Source organism: Leuconostoc sp. XM4, from assembly GCF_055698815.1.
Genome location: NZ_CP134507.1, coordinates 51,428 through 75,768, shown reverse-complemented (window position 1 = coordinate 75,768; position 24,341 = coordinate 51,428). Strand labels below are relative to the sequence as shown.

At 36.6% G+C, this 24,341-nt stretch carries 29 protein-coding genes; 11 read left to right on the top strand and 18 right to left on the bottom strand.

Annotated features, from left to right (window positions below):
• The 6 genes from RHP64_RS00445 to RHP64_RS00420 form a co-directional block, all read right to left on the bottom strand.
• On the bottom strand, positions 1–171 hold the full coding sequence (locus RHP64_RS00445; protein WP_011679066.1) for a hypothetical protein: 171 nt from the start codon (positions 169–171) through the stop codon (positions 1–3).
• A gap of 262 nt (positions 172–433) precedes the next feature.
• Positions 434–610 carry a class IIb bacteriocin, lactobin A/cerein 7B family gene (locus tag RHP64_RS00440; RefSeq protein ID WP_010287275.1) on the bottom strand — a complete coding sequence of 59 codons (177 nt, stop codon included), beginning with the start codon at positions 608–610 and terminating at the stop codon, positions 434–436.
• A 161-nt stretch (positions 611–771) separates the two neighbouring features.
• Positions 772–951, bottom strand: a complete 180-nt coding sequence (locus RHP64_RS00435; RefSeq protein ID WP_010287277.1) for a class IIb bacteriocin, lactobin A/cerein 7B family — start codon at positions 949–951, stop codon at positions 772–774.
• A gap of 14 nt (positions 952–965) precedes the next feature.
• Positions 966–1,103 carry a class IIb bacteriocin, lactobin A/cerein 7B family gene (locus tag RHP64_RS00430; RefSeq protein WP_071951754.1) on the bottom strand — a complete coding sequence of 46 codons (138 nt, stop codon included), beginning with the start codon at positions 1,101–1,103 and terminating at the stop codon, positions 966–968.
• A 458-nt stretch (positions 1,104–1,561) separates the two neighbouring features.
• Positions 1,562–1,723 (bottom strand): class IIb bacteriocin, lactobin A/cerein 7B family, encoded by a 162-nt coding sequence (locus tag RHP64_RS00425; RefSeq protein ID WP_010287029.1) that lies wholly within the window; start codon positions 1,721–1,723, stop codon positions 1,562–1,564.
• Between the two features lie 30 nt (positions 1,724–1,753).
• On the bottom strand, positions 1,754–1,930 hold the full coding sequence (locus RHP64_RS00420; protein ID WP_010287032.1) for a class IIb bacteriocin, lactobin A/cerein 7B family: 177 nt from the start codon (positions 1,928–1,930) through the stop codon (positions 1,754–1,756).
• Between the two features lie 230 nt (positions 1,931–2,160).
• Between RHP64_RS00420 and RHP64_RS00415 the strand changes: the two genes are divergently transcribed.
• Positions 2,161–4,308 carry a peptide cleavage/export ABC transporter gene (locus RHP64_RS00415; protein ID WP_038534111.1) on the top strand — a complete coding sequence of 716 codons (2,148 nt, stop codon included), beginning with the start codon at positions 2,161–2,163 and terminating at the stop codon, positions 4,306–4,308.
• A 17-nt stretch (positions 4,309–4,325) separates the two neighbouring features.
• Positions 4,326–5,675, top strand: coding sequence for a bacteriocin secretion accessory protein (locus RHP64_RS00410; protein WP_025267654.1), 1,350 nt, complete (start codon positions 4,326–4,328; stop codon positions 5,673–5,675).
• Positions 5,676–6,489: 814 nt separating this feature from the next.
• Here the strand turns inward: RHP64_RS00410 and RHP64_RS00405 are convergent.
• The 3 genes from RHP64_RS00405 to RHP64_RS00395 all read right to left on the bottom strand — a co-directional run bounded on the left by RHP64_RS00405 (position 6,490) and on the right by RHP64_RS00395 (position 8,113).
• The gene (locus RHP64_RS00405) at positions 6,490–6,615 is read right to left on the bottom strand and encodes a putative metal homeostasis protein (protein WP_011679061.1); all 126 of its coding nucleotides are present in this window, start codon (positions 6,613–6,615) and stop codon (positions 6,490–6,492) included.
• Positions 6,616–6,730: 115 nt separating this feature from the next.
• A complete protein-coding gene (locus RHP64_RS00400) occupies positions 6,731–7,468 on the bottom strand; it encodes an SDR family NAD(P)-dependent oxidoreductase (RefSeq protein ID WP_002815471.1) in 738 nt (245 codons plus the stop codon).
• A gap of 57 nt (positions 7,469–7,525) precedes the next feature.
• Positions 7,526–8,113, bottom strand: coding sequence for a helix-turn-helix domain-containing protein (locus tag RHP64_RS00395; protein WP_002815470.1), 588 nt, complete (start codon positions 8,111–8,113; stop codon positions 7,526–7,528).
• Positions 8,114–8,579: 466 nt separating this feature from the next.
• Here RHP64_RS00395 and trpX point away from each other — a divergent pair, with 466 nt between their 5' ends.
• The 4 genes from trpX (at position 8,580) to RHP64_RS00375 (ending at position 12,258) form a co-directional block, all read left to right on the top strand.
• Entirely contained in the window at positions 8,580–9,584 is a 1,005-nt protein-coding gene (gene trpX / locus RHP64_RS00390) for a tryptophan ABC transporter substrate-binding protein (protein WP_011679060.1), read from the top strand.
• Positions 9,581–10,480, top strand: a complete 900-nt coding sequence (locus RHP64_RS00385; RefSeq protein WP_002815468.1) for an ABC transporter permease — start codon at positions 9,581–9,583, stop codon at positions 10,478–10,480. Before trpX ends, RHP64_RS00385 begins: the two co-directional genes overlap by 4 nt.
• Positions 10,473–11,228, top strand: coding sequence for an ABC transporter ATP-binding protein (locus RHP64_RS00380; RefSeq protein WP_014324152.1), 756 nt, complete (start codon positions 10,473–10,475; stop codon positions 11,226–11,228). The genes RHP64_RS00385 and RHP64_RS00380 overlap by 8 nt, the downstream gene beginning before the upstream one ends.
• A 115-nt stretch (positions 11,229–11,343) precedes the next feature.
• On the top strand, positions 11,344–12,258 hold the full coding sequence (locus RHP64_RS00375) for a lactate/malate family dehydrogenase (RefSeq protein ID WP_025267653.1): 915 nt from the start codon (positions 11,344–11,346) through the stop codon (positions 12,256–12,258).
• A 39-nt stretch (positions 12,259–12,297) separates the two neighbouring features.
• Here RHP64_RS00375 and RHP64_RS00370 read toward each other — a convergent pair whose 3' ends face one another.
• The 7 genes from RHP64_RS00370 to RHP64_RS00340 all read right to left on the bottom strand — a co-directional run bounded on the left by RHP64_RS00370 (position 12,298) and on the right by RHP64_RS00340 (position 18,387).
• Positions 12,298–13,254 (bottom strand): ABC transporter permease, encoded by a 957-nt coding sequence (locus RHP64_RS00370; RefSeq protein ID WP_025267652.1) that lies wholly within the window; start codon positions 13,252–13,254, stop codon positions 12,298–12,300.
• Between the two features lies 1 nt (position 13,255).
• Positions 13,256–14,377, bottom strand: a complete 1,122-nt coding sequence (locus tag RHP64_RS00365) for an ABC transporter permease (protein ID WP_025267651.1) — start codon at positions 14,375–14,377, stop codon at positions 13,256–13,258.
• Positions 14,377–15,933 carry an ABC transporter ATP-binding protein gene (locus RHP64_RS00360; RefSeq protein WP_011679055.1) on the bottom strand — a complete coding sequence of 519 codons (1,557 nt, stop codon included), beginning with the start codon at positions 15,931–15,933 and terminating at the stop codon, positions 14,377–14,379. The genes RHP64_RS00365 and RHP64_RS00360 overlap by 1 nt, the downstream gene beginning before the upstream one ends.
• A 177-nt stretch (positions 15,934–16,110) precedes the next feature.
• Positions 16,111–16,776, bottom strand: a complete 666-nt coding sequence (locus RHP64_RS00355) for a CPBP family intramembrane glutamic endopeptidase (protein WP_025267650.1) — start codon at positions 16,774–16,776, stop codon at positions 16,111–16,113.
• A 703-nt stretch (positions 16,777–17,479) separates the two neighbouring features.
• The gene (locus RHP64_RS00350) at positions 17,480–17,677 is read right to left on the bottom strand and encodes a hypothetical protein (protein WP_011679054.1); all 198 of its coding nucleotides are present in this window, start codon (positions 17,675–17,677) and stop codon (positions 17,480–17,482) included.
• Between the two features lie 171 nt (positions 17,678–17,848).
• Positions 17,849–18,019, bottom strand: a complete 171-nt coding sequence (locus RHP64_RS00345; protein WP_111303334.1) for a bacteriocin — start codon at positions 18,017–18,019, stop codon at positions 17,849–17,851.
• A 104-nt stretch (positions 18,020–18,123) separates the two neighbouring features.
• A complete protein-coding gene (locus RHP64_RS00340) occupies positions 18,124–18,387 on the bottom strand; it encodes a helix-turn-helix domain-containing protein (protein WP_010288464.1) in 264 nt (87 codons plus the stop codon).
• 172 nt (positions 18,388–18,559) lie between these two features.
• Here RHP64_RS00340 and RHP64_RS00335 point away from each other — a divergent pair, with 172 nt between their 5' ends.
• Entirely contained in the window at positions 18,560–19,282 is a 723-nt protein-coding gene (locus RHP64_RS00335) for a helix-turn-helix domain-containing protein (RefSeq protein ID WP_014324146.1), read from the top strand.
• A gap of 56 nt (positions 19,283–19,338) precedes the next feature.
• Here the strand turns inward: RHP64_RS00335 and RHP64_RS00330 are convergent, their stop codons facing one another.
• A complete protein-coding gene (locus RHP64_RS00330; protein ID WP_025267648.1) occupies positions 19,339–20,544 on the bottom strand; it encodes an MFS transporter in 1,206 nt (401 codons plus the stop codon).
• Positions 20,545–20,855: 311 nt separating this feature from the next.
• Here RHP64_RS00330 and RHP64_RS00325 point away from each other — a divergent pair, with 311 nt between their 5' ends.
• Both RHP64_RS00325 and RHP64_RS00320 read left to right on the top strand, forming a co-directional pair.
• The gene (locus RHP64_RS00325) at positions 20,856–22,259 is read left to right on the top strand and encodes a TrkH family potassium uptake protein (protein WP_011679052.1); all 1,404 of its coding nucleotides are present in this window, start codon (positions 20,856–20,858) and stop codon (positions 22,257–22,259) included.
• A gap of 31 nt (positions 22,260–22,290) precedes the next feature.
• Positions 22,291–22,956: a potassium channel family protein gene (locus RHP64_RS00320; RefSeq protein WP_010286784.1), complete on the top strand. Its 666-nt coding sequence runs from the start codon at positions 22,291–22,293 to the stop codon at positions 22,954–22,956.
• 20 nt (positions 22,957–22,976) lie between these two features.
• On the opposite strand, the gene RHP64_RS00315 is transcribed toward RHP64_RS00320, so the two are convergent.
• Positions 22,977–23,273: a helix-turn-helix domain-containing protein gene (locus RHP64_RS00315; protein WP_002815450.1), complete on the bottom strand. Its 297-nt coding sequence runs from the start codon at positions 23,271–23,273 to the stop codon at positions 22,977–22,979.
• Positions 23,274–23,383: 110 nt separating this feature from the next.
• Between RHP64_RS00315 and RHP64_RS00310 the strand changes: the two genes are divergently transcribed.
• Both RHP64_RS00310 and RHP64_RS00305 read left to right on the top strand, forming a co-directional pair.
• Entirely contained in the window at positions 23,384–23,764 is a 381-nt protein-coding gene (locus tag RHP64_RS00310) for a hypothetical protein (RefSeq protein ID WP_025267647.1), read from the top strand.
• A gap of 2 nt (positions 23,765–23,766) precedes the next feature.
• Positions 23,767–24,273, top strand: coding sequence for a YbhB/YbcL family Raf kinase inhibitor-like protein (locus tag RHP64_RS00305; protein WP_025267646.1), 507 nt, complete (start codon positions 23,767–23,769; stop codon positions 24,271–24,273).
• Positions 24,274–24,341: the final 68 nt, after the last annotated feature.

The following is a 24,341-nucleotide window of genomic DNA, read 5'->3' as shown; positions in this document are numbered from 1 at the left end:
TTATTTAGCCAAATCCTTCCCAAATTGATATCCTTTATCATATCCCCACACAAAGGCGCCACCAACTGCTCCAGCGATCCATAAACCAGCCACAATCAGAGGAGCTATTCCTTCTGACTCTAGTAATTCTTCAGAATTCAACTTTTTAAAATTACTTAATAAAATAGGCACTCAGGTAAATTTAAATCATCTTAAATTGCACTTTATCCGGCTAATTCCCACAATAAGAAAGTACCTTGTCCCTATAACTATAATATTCTAAAAGAAAATATATGTTTTAAAACGTGCAACAGTGCTTTTTGCAAAAGCTCTTAAAATCTTGTTAATAACGAATTAACATAAAAAAATACTCCCATACTATTTTCGCACTGAATAAAACTAGTCCGTTTTTTGTATAAGAGTAGTTCGTTAGGCTAATTTAAATTTTTTTAAATCAGCCTAACCATCTAGATAAACCATATCCTGCAGCAAAACCTCCACCGCCAGCCAAAACAATTCCACCGGCTATCAAAAGTGGCGCAATACCACCATCCACTTCTGACAATTGTTGTGCATCCAAAATATCATAACCGTGTAAACTATTTTGCAATTTTTTATTTAATTCAGTCATATTAAAACCCTTTCGATCATTAAACTATAGAATTAACGTGTTGAAGACCTACTGCAATTCCACAAAAAAATCCAATACATCCCACAAACAAAAACAATATCCAATATCTATACTCATATAATTCTTTAAGCATTGTCACAACCACCCTTCAAACATTTGTTCTAGTTATTTCTATTGACTCTATTCAATCCAACTGCGATTCCCCCACTGAACCCTGCAGCACCCGCACCAGCCCACAATGCCCAAACGGCAACCGGAATAAATCCACCATCGACACTAGCCAATTGATATTCATCAAGTTGACTAAAATTAGAAAAATTAATTAGGTCATTTTTATGCATAATTTTATCCTTTTCTATTTTTTGATTCTATTTCTAATAGCAATTCCAGCCAGTGCACCAATAATTAACAACGGATAACACCCACCATTAATATTTTTAAGCTCTTCACTATCTAACTTATTAAATCCAACAATATTATTTTTCAAACTCATACCAATCTTCTCCCTCCTACTTATAAACATGGTAGATTGCAAGAATTAATAGAACACGAAGAATTGCTAAAGGACCTTTCGTGGTGATTGAGAACGACCTCAATATTTGGTGTTAACGTACAATTGTTCGGTTTAATTTTACAATCTACCATAAATTTAAAATTTGTTACAAACTATTTCCTTCAACGACAATATGCCACCACTTATTCCTGTCCATACAACAATTTTCCATAATGATTTTTTTTTCAAATATCCGGACAAACTGTTTTCGAATGCACCTAATAATTTATTGGGTATTAAAAATAACACAAACTGGAGAAGCATCAACAAAACAAACATATTATTTATAGCATGATATGATAAAGCTCCAAAACGATGTTGATCACTTAACCCTATTAATATTACCAATAAACATAAAGCGATAAATATTAGACACTGTAAAAGCAACAGTAGATATTTCATCGACGTAAGCCAGCTTGAGCTCTGTCTTTTCCTGCCGCATATCCAGCCTGGTATATTCCAAGTGCTAATGTTGGCACACCCAAAACTACAGCTACTGGGACTACTCCCCCATTTACATTTACCAATTCCTTGTTGCTTAATTCTTTAAATAATGCCATACGTAATTACCCTCCTTAATAAATATAATCCTATTTTTTATTATTTCGATATCCTTGGTCCATACCGAATTGATATATTGAATAGGCACCAACACCCACTGCCCCTCCAAGTACAAAGGAAATAGCAAAACCTTGTGGTGACCAACCACCATTAATGCTTTCTAATTCCATGTCATTTAATTCCTTAACCGCTGTACTGTTGATCATACTTCCCCCTATTATTTTGGTATTTAACCGCTGCGCAACGATAGAATTAAATATACACTAACTTGCTGTGTTTTTATAGATAAATGGAACGAACGGTCATGTTGAAATGTTGAATGGTTAAAAGTCCACCATTCAACACAAAATAACAACCAATTATGATCAATTAATAACAAAATGCCATTCTCACTATAAAATAAACTTTTAAAGCTATTTTATAGGAGCGCATAAGCATGAGAAAGTTTCATTATATATCACAACTTGAAGAAAAAGATTGTGGCGTAGCAGCACTAGCTATGATTTTAAAGCGACACGGCTCAGATGTTTCATTAGCTAACATTCGTGAACGCTGTCAAACATCCTTATCGGGTACAACGGCGCTAGGATTAGTGAAGGCCGCTGAATCATTCAATATGGATGTCCGTCCTATTCAAGCTGACCTTACCTTATTCGACATGAAAGATTTACCTCTGCCGTTCATCGCTCATGTTGAGAAAAAAGGTCAATATTTGCATTATTATGTAGTGTACGGATTCACTAAAAACAAAGTTATCATTGCAGATCCAGATCCAACAGTTGCTAAAACCGCAATGACGTTACAAGAATTCTCTAAAGAGTGGACTGGTGTAGCATTGTTCATGTCGCCTTCACCCAGATATAAACCTTTTAAAGAAAATAAAAACAGTATCCTATCCTTTCTGCCAATTATTAGTCGACAAAAAGGATTAATTGCTAATATTGTCGTCGCTTCTTTGCTAGTCACTTTAATTAGTATCGCTGGCTCTTATTATATGCAACTAGTGATTGATGCTTATATTCCTAGTGCTATGTCTAACACATTAACCGTTGTTTCATTAGGACTCATTGCCACCTATGTGTTACAACAGCTACTTAGTTTTGCTCGCACCTATCTGTTAACTATTATGGGACAACGATTATCGATTGAAGTCATACTATCATACATACGGCACTTGTTCGAACTACCTGTTAATTTCTTTGCCACACGTCGAACAGGTGAAATTGTAACGCGTTTTAATGACGCCAACACCATTATTGATGCCATGGCAAATACAATTCTCTCACTTTTTTTAGATTTAGGTATCACGATAATTGTTGGGAGCGTCTTAGCAATTCAAAATACAAAACTTTTTCTACTATCTCTAATCTCTTTTCCTATCTACTTCTTGATTGTCTATTGTTTCATGAAGCCATTTGAACGATTGAATCAAGAACAGATGGCAAGTAATGCAACGCTGAGCTCATCTATTATTGAAGACATCAATGGTATTGAAACCATAAAATCTTTGACAAGCGAGAAGACGAGCTACCAAAAAATTGATCGTGAATTTGTCGATTATTTAAAAAAATCCTTTGCCCATCAAAAAAGCGAAGCCATTCAAAATAGTATTAAACAAGCAACTCAACTCATTATCAATGTGCTCGTTTTATGGTTGGGTGCCAAGCTAGTGATTAGTAATCAAATTAGTGTCGGTCAGTTAGTTACCTATAATGCATTACTAGGCTACTTTACTGAACCTTTCCAAAATATTATTAACTTGCAGGCGAAATTACAAACGGCAACGGTTGCTAACCGACGATTAAACGAAGTCTATCTTGTAAAATCAGAGTTTAAAAAATCAGAATCACAAGAGCTTCATCATAACAACCCTCATAACATTATAGTTGACGACGTCAGCTATCAATATGGTTATCAAAAGAACATATTACACCACTTTTCAATTAAGATCCCCTTTGGTGAAAAAATTGCTCTGGTCGGTGTTAGCGGTTCCGGTAAGTCAACATTAGCCAAACTACTTGTTCATTTTATATCTCCTAGTGCTGGCAACATTTTTATTGGTGAACAAAACATTAAACACGTTCAACGACAAAATTTAAGGCAACATATTCTTTATCTACCACAAAACCCATACATATTTACTGGAAGCATATTAGATAATTTAACACTAGGTGCTCGTGAAAACACAACACAAGAAGACATCCTACATTCTGTTGAGCTTGCTGACATTAAAGATGACATCGAAAATATGCCACAAAGTTATCAAACCGAAATTTCAGAGGAAGGCGGCATGTCTGGAGGCCAAAAGCAGCGTATCGCTTTAGCTAGAGCCCTCCTTAGTAATTCTCAAATACTTATTTTGGATGAATCAACCAGTAATCTTGATGTCGCAACTGAAAAAAAGATTATTGATAATTTATTATCGCTTAAAAATAAAACAATCATTTTTATTGCACATCGCCTGACTATTGCTGAAAAAGTCCAACGCGTTATTCTGCTTGAAAAAGGGATCATCAGTGAAGATGGTAGCCATGCTGAACTTATACATAAAAAATCAAAATACTATCATCTTGTAAAGCATTAATAATGGGAGGTACAACTATGTTCAACGAGAGGCTTTTAGAAAGCTCAGAATTCTATACTAAAAGATATCAAAATTTCACAACACTCATCATTTTTCCAACACTTATTCTTTTGGTCTTGCTTATTTTGCTTGCTTGCCTTACTCATAAAGAAACTGTTATTAAAAGCACTGGAGAGATAGCACCAATCAAAATACTTAGAACGATACAATCAACAAGTAATAATCCCATCATTAAAAACGAATTACTTACAAAAAAGGAAATCACTGCTGGAGATATTCTGATTCAGTATCAAAATACTGAATCAGATACCAATTTACAATTACAAAAATCATCGCTTAAAAATCTGCAAGAACATGTACAAGCACTAATAATCTATAAAGACAGCATAAAACAGAATCAAAATTTATTTACTGATGACGATAACTTTGGTTGTTCCACTTCATACCAAAGTTATCTTTCTCAACGTCGCAGTCTGTCTACAGACCATCAGCAACAAGTCAATAACCAAGATCGCGTCAAACAGCAAAAAATAATTATATCAGAAGCTATAAATAAGAAAAATTCAGAGCTTAGCCAGTATCAAGACCTGATTAATGCCATAATAAAAAACACAAGCTTATCACCTAAAAATGCCTACTACAGCACCTTCTTAGACTACCAACATCAAACAAAAGAGTTGCCCATTTCACAGGTAGATAAACTAAAAAAAGAAACTGTAACTAGTATTCAACAACAAATTGATTCAATAAATGACGCGTTAACTAGCTATAAGACACAATATGCCGGTTTTTCTTCCACAAATTTAGCAGAAGATGCGCTCACAAACAAGCTCAACGAACTAAAATCACAACAACTAGCCTCTATTACGAAAGAATTAGAAACGCTTAATCAAGAAATTGAACAGACCAAAATACAACACGCTGCAACAGAAACAAGTGGCAAAAATACTATCATCGCTACTGAATCCGGCACGGTCAATTTATTAATCAACAAAACAAAATTAACTAGCATTCCTCAAGGAACTAATATTGCACAAATATATCCAAATCTCAAAAAAACTCCTGACTTAAAAGTTAGTTTTTATATCTCTGCAAATGAAATTTCAGAGATAGTGGAGAATCAATCAATACGTTATCATTTAACAGAAAAAAATAGCAAACACATGGTGATACCAGGCAATATTACAAGTATTCCTGCTAATCCTATTACAACAAAAGACGGTAATTTTTATCAGGTCAGTGCAATATTAAACTTACGTCCAAAAGACTATCAAAATATTCATTATGGACAAACTGGAACAGTTAGTATCATCACGGGGAAAAACACTTGGATTTCGCACATTAAAAACACGTTGATTCATCAATAGCGTGCACAACCTAAAAAAACGTATCACCCTTGAGTAAAAAAGGTGGTACGTTTTTTTGATTCCCATACGCATGGTTGAAGGAATAGGACACGAGCACAAGCGTGACATGATGAGCCCCAATATCAATTGTTCTTCATCATCACAGACCACCACAATTGAAAAACACAGCCCCCTTGCTGTGTTTTTCAATTGTGGACCTATACTACTCCAAAAATTTTTTATAGTGCAACAAATTTTCCGAAGCTGATCAATGTAAAATTGTGATCTAACATACTAGCTTTTTCGAAAATTGTCCATCTCCATTAATTTTGAAGATAAAACTACACATGCAAAGGTAATGAACTTGAATAAATAACGATTCCATTTCATATCCTTCTCCCCATTAACTCACTTCAATAACAAGAACACTTTATGATTCAAATTAAGTGTCCCAAGTATGTAGACTGAATCACCATAAAAAACAGTTCTATGGCGCATGCACATTATCACCTGAAATGACTTTTTTCAAAATCACTTCATACAATTCCCCAATTATAAACAATAATTAGCACGATTAAGATCAATCTAAATTTCAAAACATAAACAAACGCATCAGATAGTTTTGATGATTATCTCTTCTGATGTAATTTGATGTTTTTCACCCTCCCTTTTAAATTTGTTGTATTTTAATCTGTATAACAATAACTATATACACTTGTTTTAGTTTTTCTACTTCAATAACATAAACGGTTGTAAAAATGCACTAAACGGTTAAAAATATGCGCCCAATCAAAAAAGCATCATAACATACGATGCCTTTTCACATATTGAACAGCTATTTACTTTTTTGTGACTTTTTAGCCTTGATTTCTTTTAATAATTTCAAAGCACGGTCTCTTGTCTTCGCGTTCGGACTCTTTAATCGTCGGTATGCACTGCTTAAATCATTTTTTTCTGCCATTATTATTTTTTCCTTTTCAATAAATAGTAACAATTACTTTTAATTATAGTAATTATTACTATTTAAGTCAATAGAATAATAACATCCAATTCATTAATCCACAATATGATAGTTCCTAATACGTAGTTATCTTACTCAAGTATGGTGCCAAAATTTCTTCTGCTGTTTTTAAATTATACTTCTTATTATCAAGCTGTACTATTTTACCATTTTCATCAAAAAATATGCCTGACATTTTCTCTAAAGTAGCATTAAGCGCCAAATATGCTCCTACCGGTACTTCTGTGTTATCTATTTTTTTGGTATATCTCATCAAATTGCTATTCACTTGTCCGGGGTAAAAGCTATTAACTGTGGTATTGCAATCTCGCAACATTTGATTTAATAAGATCATTAGGAGCGTTTTGTGCGTGATTACCCACGCTGCTCTAGAAAATGCGCTACTTTGTATTTCACAAATCGGTACAAGATTTACTGCTTGTGGGTGTCCTGTGATAATCAACACCCTACTGTTTGCTAATAAGCCACGTAATCTAGTCGTTAAATAATAATGTGGTAATAAATTCACATAGATATTTTCACTCGCATTGCGTGGGAGAACACCTGCACTATGAATTAGCACGTCAATATGTGAAAATGACCTTTTAATTTCATCAATCACACCCTCACGTTCAGCTTCGTCGGATAGGTCTCCGATAGCTACTTTAACATTATTTCCTAGCTTCTTCTGAGCTATATGGGCTTTATATTCATGACGACCAACAATAATTATATTGTGTCCTTCTTTTGCTATTTCTTTGGCAATGGCAAATCCCACGCCAGAAGTACCACCCGTTATAACGATATTTTTCATCAACATTCTCCTTAGAGTGATCTTTTCTGTAGGATGCCGGAGCCTAAACACAACCTCCTAATGAACAAAAACATGATACGCGGTGTTAATAATTTTGGGACGATATCCTTGATACTGGGCTAATTCCTTAGCAATTCGTAAGTGAATACGTTGAGTTAAGAAAGGTTCTGCCAATAATGCCAAATAAGTATCGAAAGACCAAATGCCATCTAGGTTATCAAAATAATTCTCAACTTCACTTGGCAAACCACGATTAGAATTGAGCAACGTCTGCAAAATTAATTTTAAAATTTCTTCTTGTCTTATTAAAAAATCACGGCTACATATTTCATCTAAAATTTGTTTTAACACGATGTGGTCATTTTGAAATTGATAAGCTTTTTCGCACAATTCATTCATTAAAAATTCGTCAAATAGTCTCGCATGACATAAGTCATCTAAGGTTAAGGACATAGCACTAAATATCTTAATCATGCTGCTTAACTGAATGTCTGTCTGCCCTCTTTCAAATTTAGAAATCATACTACGCGACAACCCTGTCGCTCGGACTAAATCATTGACAGAAACGCCACGTGCTTCACGCATGCCACGAATTAACCGACCTAAATTATTGACTTCTGAAAAAGTATTGACTAAATCATTCATATAACTCCCTTTTAGTTAATATGTTTACGTTGACAATAAACATAATATTTTTATCTTTATTATATCCATAAATATTGCTTATTCTTTCAGTTTTTCTTATGAGAAAAACTTTTTAGGCATTCTACACTGTTTTAAAAGGACACATACTGATACGTTTTTATTTTGAAAAAACTATTGACAACTCATCAAATTCTTAGTATTCTTATTTCATAAACAACTCGGAGATAATTATGCAAAACTTAGCAGTTCAACTCAATAACGCCTGGTGGCGTCGGTAAAATCAGCTTTTCGGTAACGGATAAAGCTGATGTTTAAAACATTTGTTTTATCCATACCGACTATTTTTTGCAACAATCGGGTCTGTATGGGAATATGCCATGCAGACTTTTCTTTTGACCTTGGAAAGCCCTGCGTGGCGAGCCAAGGTCATTTTAGTTTAGAAGAGCAGAGAGATTTGGAGAATATCATGAACAAACGACTTTTGTCGGCAATTACAATTATTGTTGCATTTCTAGCCGTAGCATTTATTGTTACTAGCAAACCAAACACACAAGAAAAAAAATCAACTTACGTGCCAACTGTTGGCATTTTACAACTAGTTACGCACCCTGCCCTAGATCAAATTCATCATGGTATTGTTGCGGGACTAAAATCTCAAGGTTACTCAGGTAAAAAGATTAAGATTGACTATCAAAATGCTCAGGCTGACCAATCAAATCTCAAAACAATGTCACAAAAATTTGCCAATGAGAATGCTGATTTAACAATCGGCATTGCCACACCAGCTGCCTTATCCTTAGCCAAAACAGCTGATGGTAATAATCCGGTTATCCTAGCCGGAATTACAGACCCAGCGGGGTCTGGATTAGTCAAAACAACGCAACGCCCGGGAAATAATGTGACCGGTGTTTCTGGTGACTCTCCTTTGCAGCAACATTTAGATGTGGTTCAACAAGTCGTTCCCAAAGCTAAAACATTAGGTATTATTTACACAACATCAGATCATGGTGGTGAATATAATGCTAAAAACATGGAAAAACTGGCTAAAAAAGCTGGCTACACTGTTAAAATGTACACTATTTCAACAACTAACGATATGCAACAAGTTGCCGAAACAATGGCCAGCCAAGTTGATGTTGTCTATGCACCACAAGATAACGGCGTTGCAAGTGCTATGAAAACACTCATTAACGTCACCAACCAAGAAAAAATTCCAGTTATCCCTGCCGTGGATACCATGGTGAAGGATGGTGGCGTCGCCACTGTATCCGTTAGCCAGTATGATATAGGTTATCAAGCCGGTGTCATGGCCGGACAAGTCTTAAAGGGTAAGAACACCGCAACCTACCCTGTCAAAACCATTACAAAGGGCGAAATGACCATCAACTTAAAGCAAGCCAAACTGCTAGGTATCAATTTGCCAGCAAGCATGGTTAAGGAAGCTGAAACTAAAGGAGAAGTCTTCAAATGAGTATGATTGTATCTAGTATTGGGCAAGGTCTCTTATGGGCCGTGCTCGGTGTCGCGTTGTTTCTCACATTTCGAATTTTAAACTTTCCTGATATGACCGTTGAAGGCTCTTTCCCTTTAGGTGCGTCAACAGCAGTAGCGATGATTGCTCACGGAATTGACCCATTTATCGCGACCATTGCCGCTTTCTTAGTCGGCACAATTGCTGGGTTAATTACTGGGTTACTTTATACCAAAGGAAAAATTCCTATTCTTTTATCTGGTATCTTAGTCATGACGGCAACATTATCTATTAATCTCCGTATTATGGGTTCAGCAAATATCTCATTGCTAAATCAAAAGTCGATTTTCTCTATCAAAATATTGCAGCACTTACCAAAATATTTTGACTCTGTTTTCTTAGGATTGGTTATTATTGCTGTCATCACAGCAGGATTAATTTTTTTCTTGCAAACCGAATTAGGACAAGCCTTTATTGCTACCGGTGACAACCCTAACATGGCACAATCAATTGGGATTCAAACGGACCGCATGACAATCATGGGACTAATGTTGTCCAATGGTCTTATCGCCTTCGGAGGCGCTGTTATCGCACAAAATAATGGTTATGCTGACATCAACATGGGTATTGGCATTATCGTTATTGCTTTAGCTTCAATTATTATCGGCGAAGTTGTTTTCGGTGAATTAACATTAAATGAGCGTTTAGTTGCCGTTATTGTCGGTTCTATTCTATACCGTTTAGTCTTATTAGCTGTCCTACGACTTGGTTTTTCTACTAACGACATCAACCTTATTTCAGCTATCGTCTTAGCTGCTGCTATGATTTTGCCGCAACTGCGTCATGCGCTGAATCTCGATAAAATAATTAAGAAAGGTGTTACACCACATGACTAAACCAGTTTTCTCTCTTAAAGACGTCATTGTCACAGTTGGGGATAGTATTCAAATACTAAAGTCAATTAATTTCGATATTTACGACGGAGATTTCATCACGGTTTTGGGCACTAACGGTGCTGGTAAGTCAACACTATTTAACACTATTGCAGGTAACCTATCAGTAGCATCTGGTGAAATCTTGCATAACGGTAATAATATTGCTCATGAAACAGCCGTTAAGCGTACAAATTACATTGCTCGTGTCTTTCAAGATCCTAAAATGGGTACTGCGCCTAGAATGACAGTCGCTGAAAATCTACTTCTTGCTGAAAAGCGAGGTAGCAAGCGTACATTACGAAGTCGTGGATTAACACAAAAAAAATTGACTGAATATGCTGCATTAACCAAGGTCATGGGCAACAATTTAGACCGTCGTCTCAATACAGCAACCGGTGATTTGTCCGGTGGTCAGCGTCAAGCACTAAGTTTTCTAATGGCTACACGTGTTAAACCAGAGCTACTTTTGTTAGATGAACATACTGCTGCACTTGATCCCAAGACATCTGAGCAGCTGATGCTTGCAACAAATGAGCAAGTTACTGCAAATAATCTGACTGCCCTAATGATTACACACAATTTAGCCGATGCGTTGAAATATGGTAACAGGTTAATTATTTTAAATGCCGGTAATATTGTACTTGATGTGCGCGATGACGAAAAAAAAGCACTTGATGAGACGCAAATTTTAAAATACTTTGTCAGTTAATTTTTAACCTACCAAAACAGCAGTGACACTGAGACAGTACCACTGCTGTTTTCATTTACACTAATTATGTGTATAATCTAATTTGTAACACATAATATATTAACGAGGTACTCACATGAGAAAAATAGGTGTTGTTGGCATTGGACATGTTGGTGTAACGGTAGCCCACATCATTATTGCACAAGGATTAGCAGATGAAATTGTTTTAGTGGATAAAAATCCAGAAAAACTTGCATCTGAAGAGCTTGATTTTCGTGATGCTGCCAGTCTATTAGATCATCATGTCGAAGTACACGCTGGAACAGTAACAGATTTAGCAGACGCTGAAGTTGTTATTTCTGCTCTGGGACACATCGAATTGATTAAGCCTGGTGGCGATCGTTTTACAGAACTAAAAGCTAATACCCCAGAGGTACAACAGGTTGGATCTGACTTAAAGCAAGCAGGCTTTAATGGTGTGCTCATTGTTATCTCAAATCCTGTTGACGTTATTACTGGTATCTATCAAAAAGCAACTGGCCTCCCAGCGAATCAAGTTTTTGGCACTGGAACTTACCTAGATACTGCACGCTTAAAACGTGCATTAGGTGATACATTAGCAATTGATCCTCGCGGAATTAGTGGTTATATGCTTGGAGAACACGGCGATTCACAATTTGCCGCTTGGTCTACCGTTAATGCATTAGGAAAAAATGCAGATGAATTAGTTAAGTTGTACGATATTAATCTAGATAAGGTTGCAGAGGCTGCACGTGTCGGGGGCTTTACCGTTTTTGCCGGTAAAAAATATACGAATTTTGCCATTGCTCATGCTGCTGTTTCTCTTGCAAAATTAGTTCTATCCAATGCACGCAGAGAAGCCATCGTTTCTCACTATGATGAACGTTTTGAAGGATATATTTCTACGCCAGCCATTATTGGCCGTGATGGTGTAACTGCTGAATTTGATCTACAACTTACCGATGAAGAAAAGGTACTACTACAAAAATCAGCTAATGCAATTGCTGAGAAAACAGCAGCTTACTTATAAATAAAAAAGCGAATCAAAAGATTCGCTTTTTTATGTGATTTAAGCTGCTTTAATATAGTTCACACCATCAGCCTTAGGCGGACGTGTTTTACCAAAGAAGAACACAAGCACAATGATTGTGAGTACGTATGGTGCTATTTGTAACCAAATTGAAGGAACATTTTTCAATCCTGGTAACTGTGCCCCAATCACAGCAAGTGATTGTGACAAACCAAAGAACAACGAAGCACCCAAAGCACCTAATGGATTCCAACGACCAAAAATCATTGCGGCCATCGCCATAAAGCCTTGTCCAACAATTGTGCTAGCTGAATAGTTTAATGAAATTGACTGTGCTACAACTGCACCACCAATGCCACCAAGCAATCCAGAAATCATCACACCAGAATAACGCAAACGTGCAACATTTAAGCCAAGTGTATCGGCAGCTTGTGGATTCTCACCAACCGAGCGCAGACGTAAACCAAACTTTGTTTTAAAGATAATATACCATGATATCCCAGCAACAAGAATTGCTAACCAAGCTGGCCCAGATGTTTTTTCAAAGAATAATTGCCCTAATACTGGCATTTTTGATAATCCAGGAACCGTGGCATAACCAAAGTCTCGCCCGATGGACTCCGTTTGCCCCTTACCATATAAAACTTTAATTAAGAATACACCCAAAGCTGGGGCCATCAAGTTAATGACTGTTCCAGAAATAATATGATCCGCACGTAGTGTGACTGTAGCAACAGCGTGAATTAGCGAAAAAACAACCCCAACAATGGCACCAGCTAGCAAGCCTAACCAAGGTGTGGCAGCACCAAGTTGTCCAGCAAATGTTAGGTTAAAGACGACTGCTGCAAAAGCGCCCATTCCCATAATTCCTTCCAGGCCGACGTTAACGACACCTGAACGTTCGGAAAAAGTGCCACCAATTGAAGTGAATATCAGAGGTGCTGAATAAACTAGTGTGCTAGATATAACAAGTGATAACATTGCCATGAGTGACATTTTATTCACCGCCTTTCTGCTGATTTGCTTTTGCCGCTTTTTTATTGGCTGCCTCTAACGCCGCTTTTTCGTCCATATCTTTAATTCGCTTTTGAATTAATAGAATCAAATAGCGCACACCAACAAAGAAAATAATTGAGGCTGTAACGATATCCACCAACTCAAATGGCACACCAGAAGACATTGGCATTCCTAATCCACCGATTTTTAATATAGAGAAAATTGCAGCAGCACCAAGTATACCAAGATAAGACCCACCGCCAAGTAAAGCAACAGCCATACCATCAAAGCCAATTGATGGTGACCCATTTTGCGTAAAGAAGTTCAGATAATTACCAAGTCCCTCAATGGTTCCCGCTAAACCTGCCAAACCTCCAGATATTGCCATAGCTATTGTAGCATTACGCTTTGCTGACATACCAGCATATCTAGCCGCATCAGGGTTTAAACCAACCGCACGAATTTCAAAACCAAGCGTTGTTTTCTTCATAACAAACCAAACAACAACAATCATTGCTAAAGCAATAAATATTCCCGCTGAAATGCTTGAACCTTGCGTCAAATCAGTCAACCATTTCATCTGGAGCGATGCATTGGCACCAACTTGTTTGGTTGTTTCTGCAGACTCCTTAATATTCTTAGACATCGTATTTTGCAAGATATCATTTCCTAAAAATAAGAAAATATAATTCATCATAATCGTCACAATAACTTCACTAGCACCAAACTGTGCGCGTAGCCAGCCAGGAATGAACCCAGCAATGGCACCCAGACCAGCTCCAATGATTAACGCGCTTGGTATCATGATGATAGCTGACATATCAGGAAAACTCAAAGCATACCAAACTGCCCCAACCCATCCGGCTAAAGCTTGACCTGATAAACCAATATTGAAGAATCCTGCAGCCGAAGCCACTGCAAACCCTAATGCTGTCAAAATTAAAGGTGTCATTTGCGTCAATACACCACCAATATCCTGCATTGAACCAAATGCCGAACCAAGTAGCGCAACATAACCAGAAATTGGGTTATAGCCGAATACTAGCATAATCAATGCGCCGACAATTAAACCGAATAAAACAGAAAACATTGCCACAGAAAGGTTATTCTTTTGTGCAATCATTAGGACCCCACCTCTTCTTTCAATGCCGCACGAGCTTCTGTTAAGCTCATACCTGTCATCAACAAGCCAAGCTCTTGTTTGTTTGTGTCTTGAGCGTCAACTATTCCGACAATTTTACCGTCATTAATAACAGCAATACGATCCGATAAATTAAGAATTTCATCTAGCTCAAAGCTAACGACCAATACGGCCTTACCAGCTGTGCGTTGTGCGATTAAACGTTGATGAATATATTCAACCGCTCCAACATCTAACCCACGAGTTGGCTGGGCAGCAATCACGAGATCATTATCACGATTTAATTCACGTGCAACTACAGCTTTTTGTTGGTTTCCACCCGACATTGAACCCGCGGTCACATGAATACTGGCAGCTCGCACATCAAATTCCTGAACTAATTTGTCAGCTAATTTATCCATTTCAGCAGGTTGCAAGACACCTGATTTTGAAATAGGTTGTTTATAGTACGTTTGCAATGACAAGTTTTCAGACAATGTCATTTCAACTTCCATACCAAAACGCAATCTATCTTCAGGAATATGACCAACACCCGCTTCAGTAATATGACGCGGCTTTTTATTGGTGATATCCTCTCCTTTTAGCTTAACATGTCCTGCTTGTACCTTTGTTAATCCAGTAATTCCCTGGATTAGTTCTGTTTGGCCGTTCCCATCGATACCAGCTAAACCAACAATTTCACCTGCTCTCACATCTAGCGAAAAGTTTTTAACAGCAGCAACACGACGTGTATCTTGCACTTCTAAGTTATCAATCGACAATATCACTGCACCAGGTTGAGCTACTTCTTTTTCAGTTTTAAAACTAACTTCACGACCAACCATCAAGTCAGCTAATTCCTGAGAAGACACACCGGCAACTGGGAAAGTATCAATTGATTTACCGGAACGAATGACAGTCACCGTATCAGCAGCAGCACGTATTTCGTCAAGTTTATGCGTAATCAAGATAATTGATTTACCTTCTTGTGCTAAATTGTGCATGATGACAATTAACTCATCGATTTCTTGTGGTGTCAAAACTGCTGTTGGTTCATCAAAAATCAAAATATCAGCGCCACGATAAAGGGTCTTTAATATTTCGACACGCTGTTGTTGACCAACTGATATATCAGAAATCTTAGCCATTGGATCAACTGATAAACCATATTGATCTGACAAAGCTTGTATTTTCTTAGCAGCAGTTTTAGTGTCTAAGGACAATCCTTTTGTTACTTCTGAACCGAGAATAATATTTTCTGTTACAGTAAAGGCGTCAATTAACATAAAATGTTGATGCACCATTCCGATGCCTAATGCATCAGATTTTGAAGGCGAATCAACTGATACTTTTTTGCCATTAATCAGAATTTCACCGCTAGTGGGCTGCAGTAATCCTGTCAAAATGTTCATCAACGTCGATTTTCCTGCACCGTTTTCACCAAGTAACGCGTGAATTTCACCTTGTTGGACTTGTAGGTTAATGTCATCATTGGCCGCAAAATCACCAAATTTTTTGATAATATGTCGCATTTCAATGACTGGTGTTGATTCGGTCATATACTCTCTACTTCTTTCTATATAGGTTGTAAAAATTCCGCGGACAAAAACTGTTCGCGGAATTTTCCTTAAATAATATTATACCATGTTCTCTAAACACGGATGTTGCAATCATTTTACCTATTGATTAGAGCAAATTAAGGTGACTCCCACTTATCACGATTATTTTTCCTTATTCTACAAGCCAACCGTTGCCATCAAGTTATGTGCCATATGAAACATTACTGAATATTGTAACTTTTTGGTCACTAAGCGAACAACCATCAACAATGCGCCAGCAGTTAAATAAACCGTCCATTGCTCCGGTGTCGATGGCCCATGGACTGCCGCAAAAACAAACGTTGGCCAAATGAACTGTACAACTTCCCCTAAAGGCTTTGCCTCTTCAAATATAATGCCACGAAAGGAAATTTCTTCAATTATTGGCGCAATAATAACAGTATTCAGTTTAAATAATAATGCTACCATCCCACCTTGCTGAAACATACTTTCAATCATTGTTTGATTTAAACTAATATCTTGATTTTGTCCAAATATAGCCGGTATTATAAAATCCATCAGAACTCTGGTCAGGACCAACATGATAATAATAAATCCTATTTTTTTCAGATTAATTCGTTCAAAAATAGCAGTTGTCTTTGATGCTAAGTAACGATAGCCAAAATATGAAACAACACCCCCAAGTATAATTGACAATAACACGAACCACCCGTTAGACTTATCTATAAATACACAGGCCGGAGATATGTCTAAAATAATATCAATTAATACTGTTACTAAAACTAATTCAATAAGTTGTCCTACCTTTTTCGATATGACAGTTATTGCACGATTAAATATCATTGATTACCCTTTCAATAATTAGTTAAGTTAGTACTACAGACTCAGTTTAGATAGTAGGGGCATGTGTACCATATTGTCGTCTAATTTATATATGCGCATGTTTTGGATGAATCCACAAAATTAAGTCAATGACAAGGCCACCACGGATAAATAACATAATAGTTCCCTTTAGTGTGGCCCTTTATAGTGTTAAAATACTATGTTCGTTTACACTCAAATTGTTAAATATTAAAGTAAAATTCCACATGATATACGATGAATGCCTATATTTTGGAAGGTTGAAGAATAACCTTATTCTTAAATGCTTATCGACTAAGATTACCGAAAAAATCTTGTAATCTAGCATATATTCTGTATTGTCTTAGCCTTAATGGATAAAGTATATACAGCCCTACCAATTTAGTAAAATATGGTGGTTCCAAAACCTCTAAAATTTATTTAATCCTTACTTCACTCAATCATATGATCAACATTACTCTACCTACATCAATGCAAATTATATACCAGCAAACATCCCCAGTAAAACATAGTCAACATTATTGAATCATGTCCACGCAAGATTTTGCAAAAGAATTATATGAAGATTTACTAGTTTGACAGGATATATCTTAAATTTAAACACAAAAACATGTTTATAGTTAGGATCTCAACTTGCTATGATATTTATCTAAAAACCAAGCTTATTTTTTTCGTTGAGACAAAATTACCACTTGTTTCCAGTAAAGCATCGTTGATGACTTCTAGTATGAGCTCTTGCCACAGTTGTTCCAGCATAAACAACTGTATTCACTGTTTTATGCAGTCCTGAGCCAAAGCCCTCCCAAGAATCATCTGTTGAACCTCCACTAATCATCATTAGCTTTTCCGAGTTCAATACATTACGTTGCGTTTTAAAATCCATTTTTACTTCTCCTTGAATAAAAATATAAAATTTGTAACAAAAATATTACACCAGTAAACTTCATTGCATCGTACCATCCGTAGAAGAAACTTTCTTCTGAGACAAAGTTTAACCCAATACGTGCTAGAAAAACACCAATCATTATGCTTAATCCGTTATACACATAATTCTTTACCACTTACTATTACCTGCTTTTCTCCATCCTGACCGAATTTGATCCAAATGGTTCCACGCATCTTTTGCAACATAAGTTGCTCCACCAGCGATAATTGGACCTACAATTGGCAATAGTGGAAATCCCCCCGAAACTTTTGCTAATTCTTGTTCTGACAACTTTTCCATAAATAGTTATCCTCCTTTCGTAATATATTCATATTATATAAAATAAGTTCCTTAAAAATTGAGACATTTTGTCCATACAACTAGCTTTCCCGTCCAATATCTTTTCATTTAAAAATTAAATTATTTACATTTGTATGCAATACTTTAGATAATTGAATTATTGTATCAATGTCCGGTATTCTCGATCCAGTCTCATATTTTGCTATTGTTGACAAGCTGATGTTCAACTCATCTGCTAAATCTGCTCTTCTGTACCCTAATTCTAATCTCAATCGTCTGAGATTATATGCAATATCTTCTGATTCGCCCCCAATAACTGTGGCTATATCTGCCTCACTCAATCGGCAAAACTCATGGTTCTCGATCATTATGCTCCCCTCCTCTGTAGAATTATAACAAAACCGCTTTATATGAATTTCAATAACTAGCAGTTTAAAAAGTGACATTTTTTAGTGATTATCCAGACATTTTATGATAAAATATTGGATTCATTCCAAATATGTTATATCATGGTATCAAAGAATTATTTTGGAGACTATTATGGAGATTGGTAATAAAATTAAAGCGCTCCGTAAAAAAAACGGACTAACACAACAGCAATTCGCTGAAAAACTATATATTTCATTTCAATCTGTCTCTAATTGGGAACGTCACAAAGGGCACCCTACAACAGAAATGATGCTCTTAATTATTGAAAAGTTTGATTTACCTCTAGATTTTTTTATTATTCCACCGACTAATCCGTGTGAAGACAATGATGAAGAGCTAATTTTACTATCTTTCTTAGCCAATATGCATTCAAACAGAGAAGATAAGCCTAGTCTCAAACAACTAGAAAAAACTTCTGGTATCGCTATCCAAAAAATTAAACAATATTATCCCTCATATGATGATTTATTTTATGCTGTAATCAATCGGATTGACAAAGACGTTAAAATCAAGGTAGAAACAAGCTTGTCAACTAATGATAATCTTATATCAGTTTTCATCAACGACATGGCACCGATGCTCTACGAAAAGAAAGAAGAATTACACCTTTTATATACGCGCCCATACATTAGAAATATTTGGATTACATTTATCAAATCCAAATATTTATCGCTAATTACACGATATAATCCTAAATTGGCTGCTGACATTCTAACCACAGAATACTTAATTGAAATGCTCACATCGTTTATTTCTGTCTGGATGAGCCAACCTGAACCAGAGCCACTAGTTGATTTTCAGAACCGGATGAAAAAATATCTGTCCAACTTATAACAAACACAAAAAAAGCAAGACATGTTAGTCTTGCTTTTTTGTGTTTGTTTATGAAATTACTGTTTCTGCACTTGTCGCGAATGATAAAAATTAAAGACTACAATAAACAAATTCAAACCAGCCACAGCCAACAAACTCAACATCACACCTTGCAAGTGTTGTGCGGCAAAATGACCAGTGACAATTGGCATAACAAAAAATGCAATACTACCAAAGAAAAAATAGAGACCGGTCAAACGGCCTGAAAACTTTGGATCTGAGGCTATTAATTGACTCAATCCCAACTGTAGCGCTCCTCCTGCGGCTGAAAAACCAAAAATAAAGCAACCGAAACTAGCACTGATTGTTTCTTGGCTCAAAACGACAATAACTAATCCAATTATTGTTCCTATCGCTGTGATCATTAACAATATCTTTTCGCTGATCCATCCCCGGTTGGTCAATAAAAACAAAGTACCCACGCCCATGAGTGAGCCAATACTGTAAAAAGACATTAGTACATGCGAACTAACCGTTGAAAATGATTGTACAATGTGAAAATATCGCGTGACCCACTGAGTAAAATGAATCATCACCCACATTGCACTGAATCCATAAATCATAAATAATATTTTTGTAATATTCCAATGCCATGTACCCTTATTGGTAGCTCTCTTGCCCCCTTTTGAGGTACGAATAGTGTAAAAACCAGCTGCATTAATTGAGGTCATGATAATTAAGTTTACTACCAGAATAGCCGTGGCAACCCAAAATAACCAACCAAACCAAATATGTTGATTAATCAACATGACTAAAATAATCGGTAATATCCCCTCACCCAATGAAATCATTGCTTTAATCAGTACATTCCCACTGGATTTACCATGATTCATTTCTAATAATGTGGGGTAGGCCACAGAATCTAATGCCGCGTTGGCTAGTCCTGCTAGCGTGGTTATGACAACGGCGAAAAATATATTCTTTGTTAATGGTAAAATAGAAAAAAATATTAAATACATGAGCATCGCCATCATTAATAATTTTTTTCTATCAACGTGATCAGACAATTCTCCCAAAATTGGATAAGCAATTAGCTTTCCAATACCAATTGCTGAAACGACAGCAGTTGTACCAGCAATTGAGGCATTCCACAATTCACTTAATTGTTGCACGGTCTGCGCTAAAATAATTAAAGCAAATCCCTGTACAATATAGGTCAAATAAATAGCAATACGTACACTAATATTATTCCTCTGATCTTTATTTTGCATTAATCGAATCATACTTGATATGTCCCCTTAAATAATTCATGGCATTCGTGTTTATTTTTTATCTGGAAATGATAAATATAAGTTACAATTATAATAATCTAACAACTTTATCATAATTTTCGAACATTTTATATTAACATTAGTGACGTCATTTGTAAACCGTCATCATTATCGTGAAATCATACTGTAAAATAGCCAATCTTAATCAGCTCATCATCCAAAAATATCCGATTTTACAACCCACAGTGTATAATTGAACAAAGGTAATATACCTCTCTATTAAACAACAATCTATTTTGAGAAAGAACCCTACAAAAATAAATATGTCTAGAAAAATCGATTTACCAACTGCAGCTGAAATGCAAAAATTTCATGACAAATCGCAACGCCATACTTTTTGGTCACGCATATCAATGCCACAACGATTGTCATTAGGCTTTTTAACAGTCATTACAGTCGGTGCGCTATTGCTAATGCTGCCCCTTAGTTATCATGGTAATGTGGGTCACACCTTCATGGATGGCTTATTTACAGCAACTTCAGCAGCCTCAGTTACTGGCCTCACAGTTGTCGACACAGCAACCCACTGGACCACCTTTGGTCAAATCGTCATCATGGTTTTGATTGAGATTGGCGCACTAGGATTCATGTCGTTTTCAGTGCTGTTATTTACGGCCACCCGAAAAAAAATGGATTTAAGAAGTAAAATGATGGTTCAAGAAGTCTATAACTTGGAAAGCCTCTATGATACACGGGTGGTCTTTGGGTATGTTATTAAACTATCAGTTATTATTCAAAGTATCGGTGCAGTGTTGCTAGCGCCTTTCTTTATAAATGACTTTGGTTGGAAACATGGTATGTTTTATGCTGTATTCCACGCCATTTCAGCATTTGGTAATTCAGGTTTCTCAATTTTACCTCACGGGACAGCTGCTTATAATAATCAACCCTGGATTCTACTAATTATTGCCTTCCTAATTATTGCTGGTTCTCTCGGGTTCTTAGTCTGGCGTGATCTGCTCATATATCGGACAACACATCGCCTAACATTACACTCCAAGCTAGCACTTGTTATGACAGGTGTTCTAATTGTAGGTGGTTGGTTGTTGTTTGAATTGACCGAACGTAATATGAACTCTGCTCAAGACATTCAACCTATAAACCGCATTTTCGATACATTATTTATGTCTATTTCATATCGTACCGCGGGATTCGCACAATTTGGTTTCGATTCAATGAGCTCAGCAACCGTGTTATTAACCATGATGTTAATGTATATTGGTGGTACACCAGGATCAACTGCTGGTGGTATCAAAACCACTACGCTTGGTGTGTTGATTTTACAAACACACGCTGCTTTACGTGGGAAAAAGGATGTTGTATTTTCGCATCGTCGCTTATCACACGAAAACATTGTTCGTGCACTGCTATTAGTTTTCGTATCGCTAGCATTCTTGGGCATCTTATCATTTCTATTAATGCTTACTCAAGAGCACACTGCACATTATGGGCTAGAATACATTATTTTTGAGGTGGTCAGTGCTTTTGCTACAACTGGCTTAACTCTTGGCCTGACCCCACATCTAACAACCTTTGGACAACTTATTATCATGCTTGCAATGTTCATTGGTCGTGTCGGAATCTATACCGTCATGTTCTCCATTCTAAATGTACATGATGATAAAGCACCCTTCCGATACCCAGAAGAATCCGTTATCATTGGATAGCGTTTTGCAACCATAGTTAGGAGAAATAAAAATGAGACAAACCTATGCCATTATAGGCCTCGGACGTTTTGGCGGCGCCCTTTTAGAAACATTGGTTGCCAATGGGCAAGATGTTTTAGGCATTGATATTAGTGAAGAACATGTTAATGATTATCGTGATATCGCAACACAAGTTGTCATTGCAGATGCTCAAGAAGATGAAGTGTTACGCAAACTAGACATTGCTAGTTTTGATCATATTGTGATTGCCATTGGTCATAATATGCAAGCCAGCATTCTAGCGACCATCAACGCCAAAGATCTTGGTGCTAAGAATGTTATTGCTAAGGCTGAAAATCGCACCCATCTGCGTGTGCTCACAAAAATAGGCGCAGATGTCGTCGTACAACCTGAACGCGAAATGGGCGAACGAGTGGCACGCAAACTTCTTGCGCCTAATATGTTAAACTTCATTGAACTATCTGATGACTATTCAATGGCAGAGGTTCAAATTGTAAACCCCGCCTTTTATGGTCGATCAATTAGTAACTTGAATATTCGTAAAAAATTTGGATTAAATGTTATTGCTGTTCGCCATGATGGGGATGTTATCGTGGCACCGGATTCAACCTACAAACTACATGAGAAAGACATTGTCTCGGTAGTGGGTCCTAAAGATATGGTAGACGATTTTGACCAACTAACAAACAATAAATAACCGTCCACACCAAAACCGCGTCATTCCTCTTCATCAATTTTATTGATTTTATCGAAGACTCTAAATAAGTTTTCCATCTCAGTCAATCGATATTTCTTTGAATGACGATCAAAAATAATCTCAGATTTAATTGGTTCACCGATTTGCAAATCATGCAAAAAAGTTCGGATTTCGGAGATATCGCGTTGGACAGTTTTTCGGCCAATAAAAAACATGTCCTCAATTTCTTCAATTGAGAGCGCTCGATGGCTTATCAATGCTGAATAAAGCCGTAAGATACGTTGTTTGTCATTAAATACCGTTTTATGTGCTGCCATAATTTTCCCCGATCCAAAAACTATTTTTATTGTATCAGATAAAACGTTTGTTCGCCATTAAACGAACATGAAAAATTACTATATATTTATACTTGAAAGGATTTCTAATTATGTCTTTCTTTAACATTTTCAAAAAGAAAAAAACGACAGAAAAAAATATTGACGCAGCAAATGAACCGATTACTTGGAAAAATACGACCAATGCATCTGACTTTTTTGAGGGGTATAATGTAGCTATAACTACCCTTGAGTCTAACGGTGAAGTTGCCGCAGCCGAGACCCTCCGCGCTGATAAAACACAACTCCAGCTTGATTTTATTGAACGATTCGAAAAGGAAATACACTCAAAAACTGCTGGCATACAAGACATAGATACCCGCACAAAGATTGTTATTGATGCCATTTCATCCATTCGTAAATATAATTCTGAAATGCCCATCGCTGTTCGCACACGTTTGGCACAGGCCAAAAAAAACTTAATAGGAGAATGATCATGAAAATAGATGTCACACTTGATAACGGTTTTATACCAGATAAGTATGCAAAATATGCACCTGCTAATTATCGTACCAATGATATGCCAACCACTAATTTCCCAGTCGAAATATCCAACACGCCGGCTGGTACCCAATCATTGTCTGTCAGTTTAATCGACTACGATGCCGTTCCTGTATGCGGTTTCCCTTGGATTCACTGGTTAGCGGCAAACCTCCCTGTAACTAATATTCCTGAAAATCTTCGTGCTACCAAACGCGGTACATTTGGTACAAATTCAACTTGGCATGATGTGCAAAAGTTAGGACACCCAGCCAATGCTAGCATAAATCAATCTTATATTGGCCCAATGCCTCCTGATAAGACTCATAACTACACACTAACTGTATTCGCCTTAGATACTAAATTTGACCTGCAGAACGGATTTTTCCTCAATGAATTACGTTCCAAAAGCATGGAACACGTACTTGATATAGCAATTCTTGAATTACCTGCACGAGCTTAACACTTCGTATGAAGTGTTTTTTTATACATTAAATTTAAAATATCCAATTCCGTTTTGCATATTTATTG